This is a genomic window from Polaromonas jejuensis NBRC 106434, assembly GCF_001598235.1.
In the GTDB taxonomy this organism is placed as follows: domain Bacteria; phylum Pseudomonadota; class Gammaproteobacteria; order Burkholderiales; family Burkholderiaceae_C; genus Polaromonas; species Polaromonas jejuensis.
Window position 1 is genome coordinate 1 of sequence record NZ_BCYO01000040.1, and the last position, 19,007, is coordinate 19,007.

23 protein-coding genes, 1 other RNA gene and 1 riboswitch are annotated in these 19,007 nt (G+C 64.0%); of the genes, 18 read left to right on the top strand and 6 right to left on the bottom strand.

Annotated features, from left to right (window positions below):
* Together PJE01S_RS24835 and yedA are read right to left on the bottom strand one after the other, a co-directional pair.
* Positions 1-213 (bottom strand): hypothetical protein (locus PJE01S_RS24835; protein ID WP_176579525.1); only part of this gene is annotated, 213 nt, incomplete at its 3' end.
* Between the two features lie 108 nt (positions 214-321).
* Positions 322-1,245: a drug/metabolite exporter YedA gene (gene yedA, locus PJE01S_RS22595; protein ID WP_068836005.1), complete on the bottom strand. Its 924-nt coding sequence runs from the start codon at positions 1,243-1,245 to the stop codon at positions 322-324.
* 92 nt (positions 1,246-1,337) lie between these two features.
* On the opposite strand from yedA, the gene PJE01S_RS22600 reads away from it, so the two are divergent.
* Both PJE01S_RS22600 and rraA read left to right on the top strand, forming a co-directional pair.
* Complete coding sequence (locus tag PJE01S_RS22600; RefSeq protein WP_068835978.1) at positions 1,338-1,829, top strand: Lrp/AsnC family transcriptional regulator; 492 nt, start codon at positions 1,338-1,340, stop codon at positions 1,827-1,829.
* A complete protein-coding gene (rraA, locus tag PJE01S_RS22605) occupies positions 1,826-2,332 on the top strand; it encodes a ribonuclease E activity regulator RraA (RefSeq protein ID WP_068835979.1) in 507 nt (168 codons plus the stop codon). The genes PJE01S_RS22600 and rraA overlap by 4 nt, the downstream gene beginning before the upstream one ends.
* A gap of 28 nt (positions 2,333-2,360) precedes the next feature.
* On the opposite strand, the gene PJE01S_RS22610 is transcribed toward rraA, so the two are convergent.
* The 4 genes from PJE01S_RS22610 to PJE01S_RS22620 form a co-directional block, all read right to left on the bottom strand.
* Entirely contained in the window at positions 2,361-3,176 is an 816-nt protein-coding gene (locus PJE01S_RS22610; protein ID WP_068835980.1) for a sulfite exporter TauE/SafE family protein, read from the bottom strand.
* Between the two features lie 76 nt (positions 3,177-3,252).
* Positions 3,253-3,432: non-coding RNA, 6S RNA (gene ssrS / locus PJE01S_RS26400), on the bottom strand.
* Between the two features lie 52 nt (positions 3,433-3,484).
* Positions 3,485-3,811 carry a cell division protein ZapA gene (locus PJE01S_RS22615; RefSeq protein WP_068835981.1) on the bottom strand — a complete coding sequence of 109 codons (327 nt, stop codon included), beginning with the start codon at positions 3,809-3,811 and terminating at the stop codon, positions 3,485-3,487.
* Complete coding sequence (locus PJE01S_RS22620) at positions 3,808-4,047, bottom strand: cell division protein ZapB (RefSeq protein ID WP_068835982.1); 240 nt, start codon at positions 4,045-4,047, stop codon at positions 3,808-3,810. The genes PJE01S_RS22615 and PJE01S_RS22620 overlap by 4 nt, the downstream gene beginning before the upstream one ends.
* 36 nt (positions 4,048-4,083) lie before the next feature.
* Positions 4,084-4,375, top strand: a riboswitch (cobalamin riboswitch).
* Positions 4,376-4,460: 85 nt separating this feature from the next.
* Here PJE01S_RS22620 and PJE01S_RS22625 point away from each other — a divergent pair.
* The 16 genes from PJE01S_RS22625 (at position 4,461) to PJE01S_RS22700 (ending at position 18,997) form a co-directional block, all read left to right on the top strand.
* Positions 4,461-6,407: a TonB-dependent receptor gene (locus tag PJE01S_RS22625; protein WP_068836006.1), complete on the top strand. Its 1,947-nt coding sequence runs from the start codon at positions 4,461-4,463 to the stop codon at positions 6,405-6,407.
* Between the two features lie 54 nt (positions 6,408-6,461).
* Complete coding sequence (locus tag PJE01S_RS22630; RefSeq protein ID WP_068835983.1) at positions 6,462-7,808, top strand: cobyrinic acid a,c-diamide synthase CobB; 1,347 nt, start codon at positions 6,462-6,464, stop codon at positions 7,806-7,808.
* Positions 7,805-8,656, top strand: a complete 852-nt coding sequence (locus tag PJE01S_RS22635; protein ID WP_068835984.1) for a cobalamin-binding protein — start codon at positions 7,805-7,807, stop codon at positions 8,654-8,656. The genes PJE01S_RS22630 and PJE01S_RS22635 overlap by 4 nt, the downstream gene beginning before the upstream one ends.
* Positions 8,649-9,239: a bifunctional adenosylcobinamide kinase/adenosylcobinamide-phosphate guanylyltransferase gene (gene cobU / locus PJE01S_RS22640; protein ID WP_068835985.1), complete on the top strand. Its 591-nt coding sequence runs from the start codon at positions 8,649-8,651 to the stop codon at positions 9,237-9,239. Before PJE01S_RS22635 ends, cobU begins: the two co-directional genes overlap by 8 nt.
* Positions 9,236-10,105, top strand: a complete 870-nt coding sequence (locus PJE01S_RS22645; RefSeq protein WP_068835986.1) for an ABC transporter substrate-binding protein — start codon at positions 9,236-9,238, stop codon at positions 10,103-10,105. The genes cobU and PJE01S_RS22645 overlap by 4 nt, the downstream gene beginning before the upstream one ends.
* Entirely contained in the window at positions 10,072-11,130 is a 1,059-nt protein-coding gene (locus PJE01S_RS22650; RefSeq protein ID WP_068835987.1) for a FecCD family ABC transporter permease, read from the top strand. Before PJE01S_RS22645 ends, PJE01S_RS22650 begins: the two co-directional genes overlap by 34 nt.
* A gap of 83 nt (positions 11,131-11,213) precedes the next feature.
* Positions 11,214-11,921 (top strand): ABC transporter ATP-binding protein, encoded by a 708-nt coding sequence (locus tag PJE01S_RS22655; protein WP_377372458.1) that lies wholly within the window; start codon positions 11,214-11,216, stop codon positions 11,919-11,921.
* A gap of 28 nt (positions 11,922-11,949) precedes the next feature.
* Positions 11,950-12,804, top strand: coding sequence for a precorrin-4 C(11)-methyltransferase (gene cobM / locus PJE01S_RS22660; RefSeq protein ID WP_068835988.1), 855 nt, complete (start codon positions 11,950-11,952; stop codon positions 12,802-12,804).
* Positions 12,801-13,688, top strand: coding sequence for a sirohydrochlorin chelatase (locus PJE01S_RS22665; protein ID WP_068835989.1), 888 nt, complete (start codon positions 12,801-12,803; stop codon positions 13,686-13,688). Before cobM ends, PJE01S_RS22665 begins: the two co-directional genes overlap by 4 nt.
* On the top strand, positions 13,685-14,359 hold the full coding sequence (locus PJE01S_RS22670) for a precorrin-8X methylmutase (protein ID WP_068835990.1): 675 nt from the start codon (positions 13,685-13,687) through the stop codon (positions 14,357-14,359). The genes PJE01S_RS22665 and PJE01S_RS22670 overlap by 4 nt, the downstream gene beginning before the upstream one ends.
* Positions 14,356-15,465, top strand: a complete 1,110-nt coding sequence (locus PJE01S_RS22675; protein ID WP_068835991.1) for a cobalt-precorrin-5B (C(1))-methyltransferase — start codon at positions 14,356-14,358, stop codon at positions 15,463-15,465. The genes PJE01S_RS22670 and PJE01S_RS22675 overlap by 4 nt, the downstream gene beginning before the upstream one ends.
* Positions 15,462-16,772: a bifunctional cobalt-precorrin-7 (C(5))-methyltransferase/cobalt-precorrin-6B (C(15))-methyltransferase gene (locus PJE01S_RS22680; RefSeq protein WP_068835992.1), complete on the top strand. Its 1,311-nt coding sequence runs from the start codon at positions 15,462-15,464 to the stop codon at positions 16,770-16,772. The genes PJE01S_RS22675 and PJE01S_RS22680 overlap by 4 nt, the downstream gene beginning before the upstream one ends.
* Positions 16,765-17,556, top strand: coding sequence for a precorrin-2 C(20)-methyltransferase (gene cobI, locus PJE01S_RS22685; protein WP_068835993.1), 792 nt, complete (start codon positions 16,765-16,767; stop codon positions 17,554-17,556). The genes PJE01S_RS22680 and cobI overlap by 8 nt, the downstream gene beginning before the upstream one ends.
* Entirely contained in the window at positions 17,553-18,320 is a 768-nt protein-coding gene (locus PJE01S_RS22690) for a cobalamin biosynthesis central domain-containing protein (protein WP_068835994.1), read from the top strand. The genes cobI and PJE01S_RS22690 overlap by 4 nt, the downstream gene beginning before the upstream one ends.
* On the top strand, positions 18,317-18,754 hold the full coding sequence (locus PJE01S_RS22695; protein WP_068835995.1) for a cobalamin biosynthesis protein: 438 nt from the start codon (positions 18,317-18,319) through the stop codon (positions 18,752-18,754). Before PJE01S_RS22690 ends, PJE01S_RS22695 begins: the two co-directional genes overlap by 4 nt.
* A 54-nt stretch (positions 18,755-18,808) precedes the next feature.
* On the top strand, positions 18,809-18,997 hold the full coding sequence (locus tag PJE01S_RS22700; RefSeq protein ID WP_068835996.1) for a CbtB domain-containing protein: 189 nt from the start codon (positions 18,809-18,811) through the stop codon (positions 18,995-18,997).
* Positions 18,998-19,007 lie beyond the last annotated feature (10 nt).

Below are 19,007 nucleotides of genomic sequence, written 5' to 3' on the forward strand. Positions count from 1 at the left end.
CTTTTTGGCGGGCGCCGCTTTTTTTGCTGCTGGTTTTTTGACCGCAACTTTTTTGGCGGGAGCTACCTTCTTTGCCGCTACCTTTTTCGCAGGTGCTGCTTTTTTAGCGGCTACCTTCTTTGCAGGCGCTGCTTTTTTCGCAGCGACTTTCTTTGCCGGAGCTGCCTTTTTTGCTGGCGCTTTTTTTGCCGGTGCTTTTTTCGCAGTTGCCATGATTGATTTTCCTTCTAGAAGTTGATAAATCACCACCGGGATAACTACTTCCTTGTGGCAATCCGGATGCTACTGGAGAAAAACGCGGTTTCATAGGGAGAAAGCACTTTATTTGCGGGCATCTGTTGCGGATTTACCTCTGAAAATCAGAAAAACACCAGTGAGAATCACGCCGCAGGCTGTCCACTCGCCTCCAGTGACATGTTCTCCCGCAAAAAACGCCCCCAGGAAAATCGCAATCAGGGGGTTCACAAAGGCGTAGCTGGTGGCCACTGCCGGTGAGGCATTGGCCAGCAAATAGAGGTAGGCGCTGAACGCAATCAGCGAGCCAAACACCACCAGGTACAACCAGGCCATCACGGCTGTGGGTTGTGCGGGCCAGTGGCTGAGCGCCTGGTGGTGTTCGCCCAGCGCCAGGGAAATGGCCATCAACACCGCGCCGCCACACAGCATTTCGCTGGCAAATCCGGCAGGGCCGCTGGCCAGTGGCAGGCGTGTGGTGGACAGCACGGAGCCCAACGACCATAAGCTTGTCGCACCCGCGATACAGGCCAGACCGACGGGCGCTGCGGCAAAGCTGGCGCCTTGCACCAGCATCAGCACGCCGGCCAGCCCCAGCGCCATGCCCAGAAACTCCATCCGGCGAGGCCGCTGGCCCAGCACCGCCCCCAGAGCGGAAACCATGATGGGGACCACCGCGATGAAGGTGGCGATCAGGCCGGAGCCGATATGGACTTCCGCGCTGGCGACCAGTCCCATGCCGCCGCCCAGCATCAGGGTGCCGATGACGGCCGCGTTGCGCCATTCGCGCAGGCCGGGTAGCTTGTGCCCTCTGATCCGCACCCATGCCATCAGAAGGATGCCGGCGGTCAGAAAGCGTGTTCCCATCTGGAAAAAAGGAGGAAAGCTGACCAGGGCGAGCCGGATGGCCAGGTAGGTGGACCCCCAGACGAAGTAGCAGGCCAGCAGGGCAAGGATTAGCCGCGGGGCATGACGGGCGGGTGGAGATGGAAAGGAGATGGCAGCGCTCATGGCTTCATCGTAATTTGCCATTTGAGCCTCTGCCATGCAAAATTTAAGGCAAATACGATTTACAGCTTTGAATTTAATGCTTGAGTTGCCAGATGACCGAAACCAATGAATGCGACCACTATGACAGCCGTATCCTTGCCGAACTGCAGCAGGACGCGCGCATCACCATGGCCGAACTGGGGCGGCGCGTTCACCTGAGTCAGCCGGCGGTGACCGAGCGGGTGCGCAAGCTGGAGCTCAGTGGCGTGATCAAGGGCTACCGCGCCGAAGTCGACCTGGCGCGGCTGGGCTATGGCATTCGCGCCATCATCCGCGTGGCGCGCGCCGAGTACGCGCGGGTGGTCAGGCTGATCGAGCAGACGCCCGAGGTCATCAATGCCTATAACGTCACGGGCGACGACAGCTGGGTGCTGGAGATCGCTGTGATTGACGTCTCGCACCTGGACGCCGTCGTGACCAAGTTCTGTATCCTCACCGAAACCTCGACCTGTATCGTGCTCAATGCCCCCCGCGAAAACGCCATGGTATTGCCGGCGCGCCGGGAAAACATCAAACCCGCCATCAAGAAAGTGACTGGAAAATGACCCATGCCGCCCCGGTTTCCTTTGCTACCTGCGATCTTTGCGACACCCATAAAAATGACAATTCAGGCGAATTCAGGGTGCTGCCGCCGGTCTTCAAGGCCTTTGGCGGCATTCAGAAATTCAGCGGACCGGTGGTCACCCTCAAATGCTTCGAAGACAACTCGCTGGTCAAGGCCGCTGTCGACTCACCCGGCGAAGGCCGTGTACTGGTGGTGGATGGCGGCGCCTCTCTGCGCCGCGCCCTGCTGGGCGGCAATCTGGGCGCTGCGGCGGCTAAAAATGGCTGGGCCGGCGTCGTGATTGATGGCTGTGTGCGTGATGTTGCCGAGCTGGCGCGTTGCAGCGTGGGCATACGGGCTTTGGCCGCCATGCCGCTGCCCACCGAAAAGCGTCAGGAGGGGCAGCGGGATATCGCCGTTCAGATTCAGGGCGTGTGGGTGCGTCCGGGGGAGTGGCTCTACGCCGATGAAGACGGCATGGTCGTCATGCCGTCGAAAATATAAGCCCTACGCCGCCCCGACGGGCGCGTTTTTAGCCTTTCAAACCCTTGTAGAGCATATAGATTGCCAGCAGGTACAGGATGCTGGCAAAAATGCGCTTGAGCTTGCCAATGGGCAGGTTATGGGCGGCCTTGGCGCCCAGCGGTGCGGTGAGGAAGCTGCACACGGCAATCACGGCCAGCGCCGGCAGCCAGATATAGCCAAAAGAGCCGGCCGGCAGGTCCTGCACGCTTTGCCCGCTGATCACATAGCCCAGTACATTCGCCACGGCAATGGGGAATCCGAGGGCCGCCGAGGTGGCCACTGCGTTGTGGATCGCCACATTGCACCAGGTCATGAAGGGCACGCTGATGAAGCCGCCGCCCGCGCCCACCAGGCCCGAGAGAAAGCCGATGAAGCCGCCAGCCGCCAACTGCCCCGCGGTGCCTGGCATCTGGCGCGTGGGTTCGGGTTTCTTGTCCAGAAACATCTGGGTCGCCGAAAAACTCACGAACAGGCCGAAGAAGACGGCCAGGTAAGCGCCTTTGAGCAGAGAAAAAACACCCAGGCTGCCAATGATGCTGCCCATGACAATGCCGGGTGCCAGCCGGCGGGCGATGTCCCATCGCACGGCGCCGCGCTTGTGGTGCGCCCTGACGCTGGAAATGGACGTGAAGATGATGGTGGCCATGGAGGTGGCAATGGCCATTTTCACCGCCAGATCCGGGGCCACGCCGCGGTTCGACATGATGAAGGTGATGAACGGCACCATCAGCATGCCGCCGCCAATGCCCAGCAGCCCTGCCAAAAAACCGGTGCCCACGCCCAACACGGCGAGTTCAGCAATGAGAAGCGCTTCGAGGTTCATGGGTCAGGCCGGGCTCGCTGCAGCGAGCCGGTAAGGCAGTGAGAAACAGGGGGAGGCGGAAGACCGGGGGAGAAATAAGGTGTCTGCGAGTGCCACCGGACCGTCATCCTGAACCGGGGTTCAGGTGGGCGAGGGCAGTCAGGTTTCGGGTTCGTCTGACGCGAGACGATCACACCTGCCGGACAATTTACCAAGCCCGAGCTCATAGAGCATTGGTTCAAGGAAATATAAAGCCCGGTGCGCATCGCAGACGCCTCAATTGTAGGCCTTTGTTTGCCCGTATGCCGGCAGGCATAGGGTGGGCCGGGTCAAAGCAGGCGGCCGTCGGTGCCCAGCGCAGTGTCCAGGCGTTGCAACAGGCTCGCCAGCTGTGGGTTTGCTGCTTCACCATGGGCGTGGGATGGCGACGCCGCAGGCGCCGGTGCGCTGAAAGCGCCACGTCCCGGAAGTTCAAACGCGAGGTTCAGGGCGGCCAGAACGGCGATGCGGTCACGCGCCTTGATCTTGCCGGCATCGCGGATTCTGCACATGGCCGCATCGACCCGGCTGACGGCTTCAAGCAGGCGGGCGTCGCCATGCTCAGGGCATCCCAGCAGGTAGCTCTGGCCCATGATTTGTACTTCGAGCTGTTTCATCGCTCAGTTCCCGCAGGAGTTGGGGCCGTGTGACCGAGGCTCTCGGGCAGGCGCTCAATCAAGGCGTCCACCCGGGCACGTGCTGCGCTCAGCCGTGATCGCAGCGAGTCGCGCTCTTCCGTCAGACGGTTGACCTGTTCGCTCAGCAGTGCATTGGTGCGCTGCAATTCTTCGTAGCGCAGCAACAGCCGCTCCACGCGTTCGGTGATCTGGTCGATTTGGGTTTGGTTCGACATGGCAACCGAGATTGTAGGGTTTGCGGCCTAGGCGCGCGTAGAATCCCGCCTGTTGGTGCTCGCAGTGTGGTTCACATGCTGCAGTTCAACGGGAAGCAGGAGGAAGTCTTAGCCATCCGGACCGGGTCAGCCAGGTTCGAGAGGCGCTGTGATTTCTAACCTGCGCTGCCCCCGCAACGGTAAACGGACGAATGCTGCTCCTTTAACTTCAAGTTTAAGGACGCATTCAGCTTTCATCAATAGCCACTGAGCGTTCTGAACATGCGCTTGGGAAGGCGATGAGCGCAGTTCCGTCAGCCCGGATACCGGCCAACAAGGTGAATGCGTGCGTCCCTTTTCAGGAGCCAGCGCGTTTGTAACGCTCATGCACTGGCGGGGAAGCCGGTGAGGGCCTTTGTTGATTGTTTGACCCCATGAAAATCAGTGTTTCTCCCGTACGTCTTGCCGTGTTTGTCTTGTCGTTGCCCGCTGCTTCTGCGGTGCTGGCGCAAACCGGCCCGACCCCTGCCTTGAACGAGGTGGTGGTGACGGGCAGCCGCGTGGCTGGGCCCCTCGAATCGCAGCCCTTTGGTACCAGTGTCATCACGGATGTAGATATTCAGCGGATTGGGGCCGTCACCGTGAACGATGCCATCATGCGCCTGCTGGGTGTCGTTGGCCGTCAGGATTTCTACGGTGGTGGAGACTATGCCCTGGATCTGCGGGGCTTCGGGAGTACTGCCAGCAGTAACCAGGTCGTGATCGTGGACGGTGTTCGCATCACTGAAGCCGATTTGAGTGGCACCCGCCTGGCTGGCATCCCGATTGAATCCGTATCACAAATCGAAGTTATTCGCGGCAGCGGCGCGGTCTTGTACGGGGAGGGCGCGACCGGCGGCGTCATTATCATCACCACCAAGGCCGGAGCCGGCGCGGCCCGTAAAAACGCGGCGTCCCTGTATGCCGGCGTGGGGAGCTACGGGCTACGCGAGGGGCGTGCCAACGCGACGCTGGCCAGCGGAGGATTTTCGCTGGATGTCAATGCAATGAACCGCAAGGCTGACAACCACCGCGATAACTTCCGCTCTGAAACCGATGCGGTATCCGCGGTTACCCAGTGGAGCAACGAGTGGCTGCGCGTGGGCGCAAGCCGGGCGCAAGACAGTCTGGACACCGGGCTGCCTGGCGGGCTGACGGCGGCGCAGTACCAAAATAATCCGCGTCAGACGACAACCCCCCAAGACAAGGCGTCAATTGACAATGTTCGAAATGGCCTGTTTGCTGAAGCCTCTTTGGGCGACTGGCAACTTTTGGCCAATGCTGGCTGGCGTGATAAAAAACTGCGCAGTACGTCAGCTTTTGGCGCCTTCGACTATGACGTCAAGGCCACCGACTATGGACTGCGCGCCGTGCACGGGGCCAAACAGCCCGCATTTTCAAACAGGCTCGTGCTCGGAACCGACTACGCAAGCTGGCAGCGCGATGTGCTCGGTGCTTTCGGTTCCACCGCAACGCAGGCTTCACGCGCATTTTATTTTCGTGATGAACTGACGGTCGCTTCCATGGGCACCGTCCTGTCGGTGGGGGCGCGTACAGAGCGCATTAAAAAAGACATCACGGGTACTTCGTCAGGCATTGCCGATCGCCAGAATGCGTGGGAGCTGGGACTGAGCCAGCCATTGAACAAGGAGGTTTCCGTCTATGGGCGCGTGGGCCGCAGCTTTCGGCTGGCCAATGCCGACGAATTCAGTTTCACCTCGCCCGGCGTGACCTTGTTGCCGCAGCGCTCCACTGATGTCGAGCTCGGCTCGCGCTATGCCTCGGGGCCCGTGAAAATGGAGGCACGCCTGTACCGCAGTGCCTTGACCCACGAGATCGGGTTCGATCCGAATGCGGCAGATCCGTTCGGCGGCAACTTGGGTGCCAACGTGAACTTTGACCCAACCCGCCGCTCTGGTCTTGAAGTCGATGGCAGCTACGCTTACGCAGCAAACCTGAACCTGCGCGTGAATGCAGCGCTGCGAAAATCCACATTTTCATCGGGTCCGAATGCCGGTAAGGAGGTGCCGCTCGCACCCAATCGAACTTTTGCGGTGCATGCGGATTGGACCCCCCTGGCCGGACATCTTGTCAGCGGCGGTCTGAACTGGGTATCGTCGCAGCATCCAGACTTTGCAAACCAGTGTTCCATCCCGGCCTACACCACGGCAGATGCACGCTACGCCTACCAGTGGCAGAACGTCGAAGTCTCACTCGGCATCACCAACCTGTTTGACCGCAAGTTCTATACGCAGGCTTTTCGATGCGCCGCTGGCGTGACGGCTTCCATCTATCCTGAAGCGGGGCGTGCGGTCGTCGCCGCGGTGCGGTTGAAGTTTTAGAAGTTCTGGAGTATGTAATCCATGCTGGATCAATAAGCGCCATCCCAACTGACCATGTCCACCTCCACTTGCCCCGCCATTCTCATCGCCGCCCCGGCCTCCGGCCAAGGCAAGACCACGCTAGCCTGCGCCCTGGCGCGGCTGCACGTGCGCCAGGGGCGGCGGGTGCGTGTGTTCAAGTGCGGGCCCGATTTTCTGGACCCGTACTGGCTGACATTGGCCAGCGGCGCGCCGGTGCACCAGCTTGACCTGTGGATGACCGGCGAGGCCGACTGTGCGCAGCGCCTGCACGATGCCACGCGGGAGGCCGACCTCATCATTGTGGAAGGCGTCATGGGCCTGTTTGACGGCCAGCCCAGCGCGGCCGATCTGGCGCAGCGCTTTGGCTTGCCGGTGCTGGCGGTGATCGACGCCAGCGCCATGGCGGGCACCTTTGGCGCGCTGGCCTGGGGCCTGCAGCATTACCGCGAAGGCCTGCGTTTTGCGGGCGTGCTGGCCAACCGCGTCGCCTCGCCAGGCCATGCGGCGATGCTGGAGGAGGGCTTGCGCGACCCTGCGCAATGGCAGGGCGCGCTGCTGCGCAGCGAGGCCTTCACGCTGCCCGAACGGCACCTGGGCCTGGTCATGGCGCCCGAGCTGGGCGATGCCCTGCAGCGGCTGGATGCTGTTGCCGACGCCCTGGCCGGAACCAGGCTGGGGCACATGGGTGCGGCCGACCTGCAAGCCTGGTCGGTCCCGTTTGAGGCGCCTGACTCGGCGGCCGCGGGCTTCCCGGCGGGCGCCCTGCAAGGCCAGACCATTGCGGTGGCGCGTGATGCAGCCTTCTGCTTTCTGTACGCCGCCAATCTCGACTGCCTGCAGGCGCTGGGCGCCCGGCTGGTCTATTTTTCGCCGCTCGCCGATAGCGCGCTGCCCCCATGCGATGCCTTGTGGCTGCCCGGCGGCTACCCCGAACTGCATGCGGAAACCCTGGCCGCCAACCATGCCATGAGAACCAGCATCGGCTCGCACGTGCAGGCCGGCAAGCCCGTCTGGGCCGAGTGCGGCGGCATGATGGCCTTGTTTGACCAGCTCACCACGGTAGACGGCGCCAGCCACGAAATGTGGGCTGTGCTGCCCGGCAGCGTGACCCTGCAAAAACGCCTGGCTGCCCTGGGGCCGCAGCAACTCGAGGTGGCCGGCGGCTGCCTGCGTGGCCACACCTTTCACTACTCCACCTGCGCCACCCCGCTGCAGGCGGCAGCGCGCACCCAGCCGGCCCCGGGGCGCAAGCTGCGCGGCGAGGGTGAAGCGCTGTATGTGGCGGGGCCGACCGCCTCGGTGAGGGCCAGTTATTTCCACGCCTGGTTTGCCTCCAACCCGGCCGCGGCAGCGCGCCTGTTTTTGAAGGAGTTGCCATGACTGAAAAAACAAATGACTGGCGCGCGCTGGCCACCAGCCAGGATACCTCCGCTTATGGTCCGCAGCGCATCGTCTGCCTGACCGAAGAGCCCACCGAGTGGCTCTATTTGCTGGGTGAAGAGCGGCGCATCGTCGGCATCTCGGGCTACACCGTGCGGCCGCCGCGCGCGCGCGAGGAAAAGCCCAGGGTCAGCGCCTTTCTGAGCGCCAAGATCGACAAGATCGTGGAACTGCGGCCCGACTGCGTGATTGGCTTTTCCGACCTGCAGGCCGATATTGCGTCGCAGCTGGTGCGCAAGGGCATCCAGGTCACCATCTTCAACCAGCGCAGCGTGGCCGAGATTTTCTCTATGATGTACCAGCTGGCCGCCATGGTCGGTCAGGAGGCGCGGGGCCTGGTGCTGATGCAGGCGATGCAAAAGCGGCTGCTGGAGATTGAACAGGCGGCGGCCGCGCTCAAGCGCCGTCCGCGCGTGTATTTTGAAGAGTGGTACGACCCGTACATCAGCGGCATTGCCTGGGTGTCTGAAGTCATCGGCATTGCCGGCGGCGACGACTGCTTTCCCGAACTGGCCGCCAAGGCGATGGGCAAGGAGCGCATCATTGCCGACGGCAGTGAGATCGTGCGGCGCAATCCCGACATTGTTTTCGGCTCCTGGTGCGGCCGCAAATTCCGGCCTGACCATGTGCGCGCCAGGGCCGGTTGGGAAAACGTCAACGCCGTCAAAACCGGCCAGTTGTTCGAGATCAAGTCCGCCGAGATTTTGCAGCCCGGCCCGGCTGCCTTGACCGATGGTATTGAGCAACTTCATCGCATCATCATGGCTTGGGGCGCTGAGCATGGATAAAGGTCTGCCGGTGGCTCGCAGCGAGCTGATCCTCGGTGGCCAGAGAAGCGGCAAGTCGCGCCGTGCCGAACTGCTGGCGCGCGATTGGCTGGCGCAGTCGCCTGCGCACAGCGCCGTGCTGATTGCCACGGCCCAGCCCTGGGACGATGAAATGCGCGAACGCATTGCACGCCATCGGCAGGACCGGGCGCAGCGCGTGCCCGGCATGCGCACGGTGGAGGAGCCGCTGGAACTGGCGCAGGCTGTCCAGCAGCAGAGTCGGCCCGGCACGCTCGTGGTGGTGGACTGCCTGACCCTGTGGTTGACCAATTGGCTCATGCCTGCCGACATTTTTAAGCAAAATGAGGCTCTATCCCAAGAATTACGGGCACAAGAAGCTATGCTTTTGATAGCGATTGAAAAGGCTGCAGGCCCCGTGCTGCTGGTCGGCAACGAGATCGGGCTGGGCGTGATTCCAATGGGCCGTGAGACGCGCGCCTTTGTTGATGCATTGGGGCGGCTGAACCAGGAGGTGGCGCAGGCCTGCGCGCGCGTGACCTTCATGGCTGCCGGTTTGCCGCTCACCCTGAAAGACCAGCCATGAAGCGCTTTGTGGCGTTGTTGATGCTGCTTGGCTGGCTCGCCATGGTGCCGGCCCATGCCTTGCAACTGACCGATGATCGCGGCGTGACCGTGAGCTTTGCGCAGACGCCGCAGCGCATTGTCAGTCTGCTGCCGTCGCTGACCGAGACCGTGTGCGAGTTAGGCCAATGTCAGCGGCTGGTGGGGGTGGACCGGTATTCCAATTTCCCCGAGAGCGTGCGCGCCTTGCCGCAAGTGGGCGGCGGGCTGGACCCGAATATTGAAGCCATCGTGGCTTTGAAACCCGACGTGGTGCTGATGGCCACCTCTTCCCGGGCCGGTGAGCGCTTGCAGTCGCTGGGCATTCAGGTGGTGGCACTGGAGCCCAAAAGCCACGCCGATGTGAAGCGCGTGCTGGAGAAAATCGGCCAATTGCTGGACGTGCCCGATGCACAGCGCGTCTGGCGCGCCATCGATGCCGGCATGGTGGCCGCCGCACAATCCCTGCCCGCCAGCGTCAGAAACACGCGTGTGTACTTTGAAGTCAATCGCGCGCCCTATGCCGCTGGCGAGGCGTCGTTCATTGGTGAAATCCTGACGCGCCTGGGGGCCAAAAACATTGTGCCGGCCAGCATGGGCCCGTTCCCCAAACTCAACCCGGAATACGTGGTGCGGGCCAATCCGGACGTGATCATGGTCAGCGACCGCAATTACGAGGGCATGGAAGGGCGTCCCGGCTGGTCCGGCATCCGCGCCATCAGGGAGCGCCACGTGTGTGTGTTTACCGTGGCGCAGTCCGATGTGGTCGTGCGGCCCGGCCCGCGCATGGCGGAGAGCGCCCGCATCATGGCGCAATGCCTGCAAGCCATGCAAGGAAGGGCGCCGTGACCGATATTTCGCGTCAGCATCGTTTTGCCTATTTGCTGGGTTCAGGCTTGTTGCTGGCCAGCATGGCTTTGCTGCTGATGGGCGCCAGCGTTGGCAGCACCGGGTTTGAAAGCGTTCTCAAAGCCTGGCGCGACCCCGTGGCGCTGCAGATCGTGTGGGACATTCGCCTGCCGCGCACCCTGGGCGCCTGGGCGGCGGGGGCTTTGCTGGGCCTGGCCGGTGCCGTGGCGCAAGGGCTGTTCCGCAATCCGCTGGCGGACCCTTATTTACTCGGCAGTGCGTCGGGCGCCTCGCTCGGCGTGGCACTGGCGCTGGTGTTTTTTGGCGTGTCGCCATTGGCGACGCAGTGGCTGGTGCGCCTGGGGCTGACCGGGGCTGCGTTTGCCGGTGCGGTGGGCGCGGTGCTGTTCACCCTGATGCTGGCCAAAGGCGTGCAGCACACGCTGCGCCTGCTGCTGGCCGGGGTGATTGTAGGCGTCGTGCTGGGCGCCCTGAGCTCACTTGCCATGCTGATGGTGCCCGAAGTGACGCAGGCGATGCGGGCTTTCGATCTGGGTAGTACCAGCTTCGTAGGCTGGACCGCTTGTGCCTTGATGGTCGGCATATGGCTGGTTTGCATGGTGGTGGCCTGGATGCTCAGCCAGGTGCTCGATGGCCTCTCGCTGGGCGAAGCCACTGCCGCCAGCCTCGGCCTGCCTTTGCCGCAAATGCGCGGCGCGCTGGTGGCGGTGCTGGCGCTGGCCACCGGCACGGCCGTGGCGCAAACCGGGCTGATTGCCTTTGTCGGCCTGGCCGCGCCGCATCTGGTGCGCTCGGTCGTCAAGACCACGCACGGCCGGCTGATTGTGCTGGCCAGCCTGATGGGCGCGGTGCTGCTCATGGCGGCCGATGTGCTGGCGCGCTGGCTGATCGCGCCGCAGGAGCTGCCCGTGGGGGTGCTCACGGCCGTGCTGGGCGGCAGCTACCTGCTCTGGCTGATGCACAAAAGTATTGGGCCGGGTAGCGGGCGGGGGGCCGGGCTGTGACGCTTGCCACTCCATCGATCGCTATCAATTCAGTAGCTATTCGCGCCCATTCCATCGGGGCCAGCCTCGGAAATGTCGAGATATTGCACGACATTTCCCTGGCCTTTCCGCTGGCGCGCTGGACCAGCATCGTCGGCCCCAACGGCGCCGGTAAGTCCACCTTGCTCAAGGTGCTGGCGGGGCTGCTGGTCCACCGCGGCGACGTGGCCTTGCTGGGGCAGCCGCTGGCCGCCCTGCGTCATCGCGAGCGTGCCCGGCAAATGTCCTGGCTGGGCCAGAACGAAAGCTCGGCCGACGACCTGACGGCTTATGACGTCGCCATGCTGGGCCGTCTGCCGCACCAGCCCTGGCTGGCGCAGCCCAGTGCGGCCGATCACGCCGCCGTGGAGCGGGCGCTGCGCGCCACGCAGTCCTGGGACTGGCGCGGCCGGCCCTTGGGCCAGCTCTCGGCCGGCGAGCGCCAGCGCGTGTTGCTGGCGCGCGCGCTGGCCGTCGAGGCCGAGGTGCTGCTGATGGACGAGCCCCTCGCCAACCTGGATCCGCCGCATCAGACCGACTGGCTGCTGTTGGTGAAGGATCTGGTGGCCGGCGGCAAAACCGTGGTCAGCGTGCTGCACGAAATTTCGCTGGCGCTGCAGGCCGATGAGATGGTGGTCATGAACCAGGGCCGGGTGACGCACCAGGGCAGCTGTGGCGAGGCCGCCACGCACCGTGCGCTGGAGCAGGTGTTTGACCACCGGATTGCGGTTCACTCGCTGGCAGGCCAGTGGGTGACGCTGCCCAAACTTTAGTACTCTCAACTTCAAGATGGAATAAATCATGCAGATTGACACTCCACTCATGGACCCAGGCCGCGCTGCTTCTGCGCCGGGCACCGTCTGGTTCGTCGGCGCGGGCCCGGGCGACCCGGAGCTGATCACCGTCAAGGGCCGCGCGCTGATCGAGCGCGCCGGGGCCATTTTGTTTGCCGGTTCGCTGGTCAACGTCGCGGCCACGCGCTGGGCGCCTAGGGACTGTGTCATCGCGGACAGCAAGGACATGACGCTGGAGCAAATGTCGGCGTGGCTGATAGAGCAGGCCGGCCAGCATGAAACCGTGGTGCGCCTGCAAACCGGCGACCCCGGTTTGTATGGCGCATTGATCGAGCTCGTGCAGCCCCTGGACGCCGCCGGCATCGCGATCCAGGTGGTGCCCGGCGTGTCGTCGGCCATGGCCTCGGCGGCGGCGGCGGTGGAGAGCCTGACCCTGCCCGAAGTGACCCAGAGCGTGATCTTCACCCGGGTGGAAGGGCGCACCCCCATGCCCGAGGGCGAATCGCTGGAGGCGCTGGCCGCGCACCACTGTACGCTGTGCATCTTCTTGAGCATCACGCTCTTGAGCCGTGTGACGGCGGCATTGACGGCGGCTGGCTGGTCGCCGGATGCACCCATCGTGGTGGTGCACAAGGCCAGTTGGCCGGGCGAGGAAAAAGTCATTCGCGGCACGCTCGCCACCATACAGAATCTGTGCCGCGAGGCCAAAATTGTCAGCCAGTCGATGATCATTGCCAGCCCGACGCTGGGCGCCCGCCAGTGGACGACGCTGGCCAAATCGAAGCTGTATGACGCCAGTTTCACGCACCGCTTCCGGCGCGCCAGCGTCCCTGTCTCAAACCTCATCCAGGAGACCCCATGACCTCTACAACCATTTTGCTGGTGGGCCACGGCTCACGCGAGCCCGCCGGTAACGACGAAATCGAGGCCTTTACCGCGCGCTGGCGCCTGGCCCACCCGCAATGGCACACCGAGCTGTGTTTCATCGAGTTCGCCGAGATCGGCGTGGACCAGGGGCTGGCGCGCGCCGCACAACAGGCGCAACGGGTGATCGTGGTGCCGCTGATCCTCAACGCGGCCGGCCACGTGAAGATGGAGATCCCGGCGCACATCGCGCAGGCCCGCCAGCGCTTTCCCGGTGTGCGCTTTGATTACGCGCCGCACCTGGGCGTGTGCGATCCGCTGCTGGCGGTGCTGCAGCGCCAGCTACGCGATTGCATGCAGGCGCTGGACATGCCCGACCCCGGCGGCACCGGCGTGGTGTTGCTGGGACGCGGTTCGTCGGATCGCCTGGCCAACGGCGAGATGGCCAAGATGGCGCGCTGGCTGCAGGAGGAAAGCCGCCATGAACTGGTCGATCTGGCCTTCACGGGCATCACCACCCCGCGGCTGGAGCGCGTGGTGCAGCGCCAGGCGCTGATCGGCCTGCGCCAGATCGTGGTGCTGCCGTACTACCTGTTCACGGGTACGCTGATCCAGCGCATAGGGCGCCAGGTGGCGCATTTGCGGCTGCAATACCCTGGCGTGCGCTTCGCGCTGGGCTCGTACTTTGGCTTCGAGCCCGAGGTGGCCGGCCTGCTGGCCGAGCGGGTGCAGGGCCTGCTCAATGGCAGCCTGGCGGCAGTGCCCGTCAGCGCGGAAGCGGCGCAGTGGCAAGGGCATCGGCATGATGACGACCACCATGGTCACGACCATCACCATGGCCACGAGCATCACGAGCACGCTCCCAGGGCGACCCAGGCATGAGCAGCGTCAACACCGTCACCGAGCAGCTCACCGCGGCAGGCCGGGCCATCGAGCACGACTCGTTTGCCGTGATCGACCGCGAAGTGGGGCCGCATGCCTACAGCCCCGACCAGTGGCCCATCGTGCGCCGCATGATTCACGCCAATGCTGATTTTGATTTCAACGGCCTGACCGATTTCCATCCCGCTGCGGTGGATGCGGGCGTGGCCGCCATCCTGTCGCGCGCTACCCGCGTGGTGGCCGATGTGGAGATGATCTGCGTGGGTTTGTCGGCGCCGCGTCTGGGGCACTTCGGCATGCGCACGCACCAGTTCATCAGCGACCCCGATGTGATCGAGGCCGCCAAGGCCGAAGGCAGCACGCGCGCCGTGCAGGCCATGCGCAAGGCGCACCGGCTGGGCCTGATGGAGGGTGCCATCGTCGGCATCGGCAACGCGCCCACGGCGCTGATCGAGCTGGTCCGGCTGATCCACGAAGAGGGCGCCCGTCCGGCGCTGGTGGTGGGCATGCCGGTGGGCTTTGTTTCCGCCGCCGAATCCAAGGATTTGATGGCGCTGGAAACCGACGTGCCCTGGGTCGTGATCCGCGGCCGCAAGGGCGGCTCCACCCTGGTGGTGGCCGCCATCCACGCCTTGCTCGGTTTGGCCGAAGCCAGGGAGCTGGCGGCATGATGGAAAAAGGCCCGCCCCGCGGCACGCGCACCGGTTTTACCACCGGCGCGTGTTCGGCGGCTGCTGCGCGGGCGGCGGTCATCGGTCTGGTGACCGGCCGGGTGCCTGACGCGGTGGAGTGCCTGCTGCCCAATGGCGACCTGGTGACCTTTGCCGTGCAGGATGGCCGCGTAGATCGCGTGGGAGGGGGCGCATCAGCCCACGCCATGGTCATCAAGGACGCAGGCGACGACCCGGATTGCACCGACAAGGCGCACCTCACCGCCGATGTGCGGCTGCGCCGCGACCTGCCGGGCCAAGTGCTGCTGGCGGGTGGCTTTGGCGTGGGCACGGTCACCATGCCGGGCCTGGGTCTGGCGGTGGGCGGCCCGGCCATCAACCCGGTGCCACGCCGCAACATCGAGGCCAATGTACGCGCCGCAGGCGCATCGCTGCTCGACGAGGCTGGCTTTGAAGTGACGATTTCCGTGCCGCAAGGCGAGGAGATGACCAAGAAGACGCTGAATGCGCGCCTGGGCATTCTGGGCGGGATCTCCATTTTGGGCACGACCGGCATCGTCAAGCCTTATTCCACGGCCGCCTACCGCGCCAGCGTGGTGCAGGGTGTGCAGGTGGCCGGCACGCTGGGCTATGGTGTGGTGGTGCTGACTACGGGCGGGCGTACCGAAAAGTTTGTGATGGAAGAAATGCCGGAGTTGCCTGAGCCTGCGTTTGTGCAGATGGGTGATTTCTTGCGCTACGCCTTGGGCGCGGCGGTGAAGGCCGGTTTGAAAAAAGTAGTGATTGGCGGCATGGTCGGCAAGCTCACCAAGATCGCCCAGGGCGAGACCATCACCCACGCGGGCCGCGCCGAAGTCGATACCGGCTTGCTGGCCGAACTGGCCGCGAGCGTGGGTGCGCCGCCCGAGGTGTGCGATGCCATTCGCGGCCATGAAACCGCCCGGTATGCCGGCGAGCGCATGGATGCCCTGGGCTTGGGCACTGCCTTTCACACCGCGCTGGCGCGGCGGGTTATACAGACCCTGCGCACGCGCTACCCCGATCAATTTGAACTGAAAGTGCTGGTTTGCGACTTTGATGGTCGCAAGATTGCGGAGGCTCCTTGAATAACACCAACGAAAACACCATAGAGCGCTGCCGTATCCTCGGCGTTCTGGACGATGGCATCGCCAGCCTGGGCCGCACGGCGCTGGCTCACCTGCAACAAGCGCAACTGGTGATAGGCGGCCTGCGTACATTGCAACTGTTCGCGCCGCAGATCCACCCGAGTGCCCAGCAGCGCGACCTGACCGGCGCTCTGTCAAAAGTGCCCGAATGGGTGCGCGCTGCGCAGGGGGCAGGCCAGCGCGTGGTGGTGCTGGCCACCGGCGACCCGCTGTGCCACGGCATTGCGGCTTATCTGGCATCGCGCCTGTGCATCGAGGCGCTGGAGGTGCTGCCGAACGTCTCGACCCTGCAACTGGCCTGCGCGCGCTTGGGGCTGCCCTGGCATGACATGAAGTTTTCGTCCGTGCACAGCCGGGACGCCGGCGACTGGGTGGAAGGTGCTGGCCCCAGCCACGGCCTGTACGCCCTGATGCGCGACATCCGTCACCATGACCGTTTGGCGGTACTGACCAGCCCGGACAACACGCCCGATCGCATCGCCCGCATGCTGGTGATGGAAGGCCTGGCGGATGACTTCGAGATGGCAGTGGCCGAGCGCCTTTGCCAGCCTGGGGAACGCATCGTCAGCGGCATCGGCATTCATGCCGCCGCGCACATGCCTTTCGCCGACCCGAACGTGGTGCTGCTGTGGCGCACCAGATTGCGCACGCAGCAAGTGCTGTTCGGCCTGCCCGATGCCAGCTTCGAGCAGCGTCATCCCGAGAAGGGCCTGATCACCAAAAACGAGGTGCGCGCTGTTTCGCTGGCGCGCATGCAACTGCGTCCAGACAGCGTGGTGTGGGACATCGGCGCGGGCTCGGGCTCGGTGGGTCTGGAGGCGGCCCGCCTGTGCCGCCAGGGCCATGTCTATGCCATCGAGAAAAACGTGGACGACAGCGGCATCGTGGCCCGCAACCGTCAGGCCATGGGCATCAGCAACCATACCCTGGTGCACGGCAAGGCCCCCGATGGCCTGGCTGCCTGGGCCGACCCCGATGCGGTGTTTATTGGCGGCTCGGGCGGTGAACTGGCCGAGTTGATTGCGCTGATCCTGACGCGCCTCAAACCCGGCGGCTGGCTGGTGATGAATTTCGTGACCATTGAAAACCTGGGCGCGGCGGTCGAAACGCTCAAGACCCTGGGCGCCAGCTGGGATGTACTGCAGCTTCAGGCCTCGCGCAGCAAACCGATTTTGCACATGCACCGCATGGCGGCCGAGAACCCGGTGTGGATCGTCTGCGCCCAAGCGGGAGTTCAGCATGGTTAAGCCCGGTCAACTCTACGGCGTGTCGCTCGGCCCTGGTGACCCTGGCCTCATCACCCGCCGCGCCTGGGCTTTGCTGGAGCGGCCCGATGCCGTCTGGACCTACCCGGTGCGCAGCCTGCGCAAGGAGAGCTACGCGCTCGACATAGCTCTGCGCGCGGGCCTGGCGTTGCCCGGAAAACACCAGTCGCTGCTGTTCCCCATGACGCACGACGTGGAAAAACTCGCCCGCCACTGGCTCAAGGCCGCCGAGACCGTGAAGGCGCTGCTAGCGACCGGGCAGGACGTGCTGTTTCTGGTCGAAGGCGATGCCTCTACCTATGCCAGCTTTTGCTACCTGGCCCGCGTGCTGCGCGAGCTCGATGCCAATGCGCAAATTGACATCGTGCCCGGCGTGACCTCGTTCAACGCCGCCTGCGCCCAGTTGCAGATGCCGCTGTCCGAGCAGGACGACACGATTGCCATCGTGCCCGCTGCTTACGGCATTGCGGCCGTCGAAAAAATGCTGGATGACTTCGACACCCTGGTGCTGATGAAAGTCAAACCGCTGCTGGATGATCTGATTGACCTGCTGGAGCGCCGGGGCCTGCTGGCGCACAGCCGCTTCATTGAAAAGGCCGGCTCCCCGGTAGAGCGCATCGTGCACAACGTGGCCGAACTCAAAGGCACCAAGGTCAATTATTTGTCGCTGCTGCTGGTCAAAAACCCGGAGCGCGAGCGCGGCGAAATGCTGCGCGGCTGCCGCAAGAAAACAAGCACTGAAATTGAAGAGGAAACCCAGGAATGACCACCAACACTATGCCCGACACCAACGCCGACGTGCGCGTTGTTCTGGTCGCCATCACCAAACACGGCGCCCAGCAAACGGCAGAGCTGGCGCGCCAAATGCCCCAGGCCAGCGTGTGCGTGGCCGACAAGTTCGCGCCGCTGATGGCCGGCCTGCCCAACCCGGTGCGCGCCTACAGCGGTGCTTTTCGTGACGAAATCGCCACACTGTTTACCGACTTTGACCAGGTGGTGTTCTTTGTCTCGCTGGGCGCGGTGGTGCGACTGATAGCGCCGCACCTGAAGAGCAAGGACGAAGACCCCGGCGTGCTGGTGGTGGATGACGCGGCGCAGTTTGTCATTCCCGTGTTGTCGGGCCATGTGGGCGGTGCCAACGCCATGGCCGAGCAGGTGGCCGCGCTGCTGGGCGCAACCGCCGTGCTGACCACCGCGTCGGATGTGGGCAAGACCATTCCGGTGGACATTCTGGGCCGCGAGCTGGGCTGGAAGGTCGAGGCGCCCAAGATCAACATCACCCGCGTCTCGGCCCATGTGGTCAACGGCGAGCCGATTGCCGTGGTGCAGGAAGCCGGCAGCCCTGACTGGTGGACCCGGCCTACGCCGCTGCCCGCCACGATTCACAAGTTCGAGCGCTTCGATGATGTGGATTTGAGCCACTTCAAGGCAGTGCTGTGGATTACCCATGCCGAGGTCACGGCTGAACGCTGGCAACAATTGAACGAGCGCCTGGTGGTGTACCGCCCGCCGCAAGTGCAGGCGGCATGAACAGCCCCTTGATGCAAGTAGCCGTGGGCCTGGGCTGCGACCGCGGTACGCCGCTGGCCACGCTGCAGCAGGCGCTGGACGAGGCGCTGGCCCTGGCCGATGCCCGGTTGGGTGATGTCGCGGCGGCCGCCAGCATTGACCTGAAGGCTGACGAGCCGGGCCTGTTGGCGCTGGCCGCGCAGCACGGCTGGACGCTGACCTTCTACACCCCAGAACAGCTGGCAGCCGTGCCCGTGCCCAACCCGTCCGAGACGGTGCGCAAGTACACCGGCAGCCCGTCCGTCAGCGAAGCCGCGGCCTTGCTGTCGGCGGCATGGGTAGCGGGGCAAGCGCTTCCCGTCACAGCACTGCTGGTCGAAAAACACAAGTACCGGGGCGCCGATGGGCGCAACGCCACGGTTTCATTGGCCCGCTGTCACGGTTTCCCGCCGTGACCTTTTTTTGTTTTTATTGTTTTTTAGTTTCTCAACCCTGAAATGGAGCAACCCATGAACGCAGCTTCTGCATCTTCTTCTACCTCCCTTCCTGTCAGCGCAACCCGCAGCCTGTTGCTGCAATTGGCCGCCGGTGCCGCCTTGGGCCTGGTCGTGCTGTACGGCGTGGCTTTTGCCGAAAGCCCGCTGCTGCATAACGCCGCACACGACGTGCGCCACATCACGGTCAAGCCTTGCCACTGAGCCAGGAGTG